We start from the raw sequence: 2,117 nt of genomic DNA, 5'->3' as shown, positions 1-2,117 counted from the left end.
TTGTCACTGCAGGATCAGATCTTGGAACGGGCATTGAGTTCATTTTTTACGCCGTTTTTTATCCCGAGTTCAGGTTAGCTATGGAATGCGCGCTGTGGTACCCCGTGTGGTACCCCAGGCCAAAAACGACCAAGGGGTTAGCATCATGATGATGCTAACCCCTTGTTTTATATGGCGCTCCCGACTGGAGTCGAACCAGTGGCCTGTCCCTTAGGAGTCTAGATGTTATTAGTTTCATATAGAATCAGTTGGTTTTATATGAGATTTTATTTTGATTAAAAACAGCATGTTACTTAATATGTTTGTATCCAGTGGTTTCATGAAGTCTCACTCCAATGCACTGCGTTGGAGGGGTACGAGGAGGGGTACGGATGGCGATAAGTAAAGACTTGGAGGTCTCGTCACTCAAGCCAGTTGAAGGGGTTAAAGTGAAGCGCTATGCGATTCAATCGAAGCATGGTGGTGGGCTCAAGATAGAAATCCGTGAAAGTGGCCTCAAGCGTTTTGTATATCGCTTCAAGATTGGTGGTAGTGAAGGCGAATTGTTGCTGGGGAGTTATCCTGCCCTGACTCTGGCTAAAGCTAGAGAGGAGCATGGGAAAGCCGTGCAGCTTGTGAAGCGGGGCATTGACCCCACCAAGTTTGCGGCACAAGAAAAGGCTAAAAATGAAACGGCTCTGACGATGGATGAGTTACTCGGACGATGGCTCGATGCGCAACGTGTTGCTCAGGTCGTCAAACCCAAAACCCTCCAATGTCATCAGGATCGTTGGAATCGTCATCTCAAGAAAACCCTGGGCAATATTCGCTTAATCGATCTGACTCGTGCCCACTTGGCACAAGCGTTAGAGATAACCAGGCGCGCAACAAAAGACGAAACCCGTAAAGGGTTGGGAACGCTGAACCAGATGTTGGATTATGCGGTGGTGCACTGTCTGATCGAGGCCAACCCTGCGAGACTGTTACGCCCAAAAGATTTTGGTGCCAGTGCCGGTTCGCCAAGAGAGCGATGGCTGACAGTCCCCGAATTGCGCAGGTTATGGAAGGCCATTGATGAGGACTTGGGGAGCGGTGGCAGCCTGGCAGCTGGGGGACGGGGCGTTTCTCGCCATGCCACTATTTCTCTGCCTGCAGCGAATGCGATCAAGCTATTGATACTGACCGGATGTCGGCGTAGTGAAGTCGCCAATATGCGTTTTTCACAGATCAAAGATGATATATGGACCATTCCAGAAACGAAAAATGGTAGAGCTCATACAGTCTTTATTTCTCCTCAAGCAAGATCAGTAATTGAAGTTCAGGGACAGTATTCCAATGGTGATTTTGTATTTGAATCAGATCGGCCAAAAACAGATGAAATAGAGCCAATATTAGTCGATTCAATTACACGAGCACTAAGACGATTCATTGCTCGCTCTCTATCTGATATGGAGCCATTTACTATTCATGATTTACGTCGAAGTGCTGCAACTAACTGGGCGGAAAGACTGGATACTGAGGAAAGGGTAATTGAGCTTTGCTTGAATCACACACCCATTAACAAACTTATTAGAACTTATCACCGCTCACGTCATGCCGAGAAAACCCGACTTGTCTGGATTAATTGGGGGAGACTGGTAGCTGATGAGGTGATGCAAGAGCCTGTTGCTGAAACAGTATTCAATAACGTTGTGAAGTTGAGTTTTAATAGAAAGTAAGTGGCTATGATAATGTTGAGTGATGGACTAAATGATTTTATCATTTAGTCCATTTTATTTATATTGAACACTGTTTTGCGTATGCTTCTCTAATCAATTCTTCTATGATAGCATTTTTATTTTTGTTTTCTACTTGGCTTAGTTCGTCAAGAATATCGCCTATGTCTTTGCTCATGTTAATACTGTATTGTTTTTTCTCTAAATTTTTATCGCGATATACTTTTTGGCTCCATGCCTTTTTTTATGTTGGAAACTAGAAGTTTGTACCTGTCTATATTGACGACGCTTAAAACATCAAAAAATGAAATGAGATCATCTTTTTGAGCCGCAGTGCTATTTAGCACTCATGTACAGGATCTTTAGCTACAACCAATTGAAATAGATAGAAAAAAGGCTTCGTTTGTGATCTGATTTAATCGC

General features: G+C 44.0%; 2 protein-coding genes. One reads left to right on the top strand and one right to left on the bottom strand.

Annotation, left to right across the window (positions count from 1 at the left end):
• Positions 1–371: 371 nt before the first annotated feature.
• Positions 372–1,697: a tyrosine-type recombinase/integrase gene (locus OKC40_RS22240; protein ID WP_270797006.1), complete on the top strand. Its 1,326-nt coding sequence runs from the start codon at positions 372–374 to the stop codon at positions 1,695–1,697.
• Positions 1,698–1,755: 58 nt separating this feature from the next.
• Here the strand turns inward: OKC40_RS22240 and OKC40_RS23020 are convergent, their stop codons facing one another.
• The gene (locus OKC40_RS23020; protein ID WP_442865913.1) at positions 1,756–1,872 is read right to left on the bottom strand and encodes a ribbon-helix-helix protein, CopG family; all 117 of its coding nucleotides are present in this window, start codon (positions 1,870–1,872) and stop codon (positions 1,756–1,758) included.
• Positions 1,873–2,117: the final 245 nt, after the last annotated feature.

The sequence above is a fragment of the Aeromonas sp. QDB11 genome (genome assembly GCF_027705265.1).
GTDB classification, from domain to species: Bacteria; Pseudomonadota; Gammaproteobacteria; order Enterobacterales; family Aeromonadaceae; genus Aeromonas; species Aeromonas allosaccharophila.
This window is presented reverse-complemented; position numbering and strand designations above follow the sequence as displayed.

What these genes read in the sequence shown, in the direction of transcription:
- OKC40_RS22240 (WP_270797006.1), top strand. Translation starts at nt 372, where the DNA reads ATGGCGATAAGTAAAGACTTGGAGGTCTCGTCACTCAAGCCAGTTGAA.
- OKC40_RS23020 (WP_442865913.1), bottom strand. Translation starts at nt 1,872, where the DNA reads ATGAGCAAAGACATAGGCGATATTCTTGACGAACTAAGCCAAGTAGAA.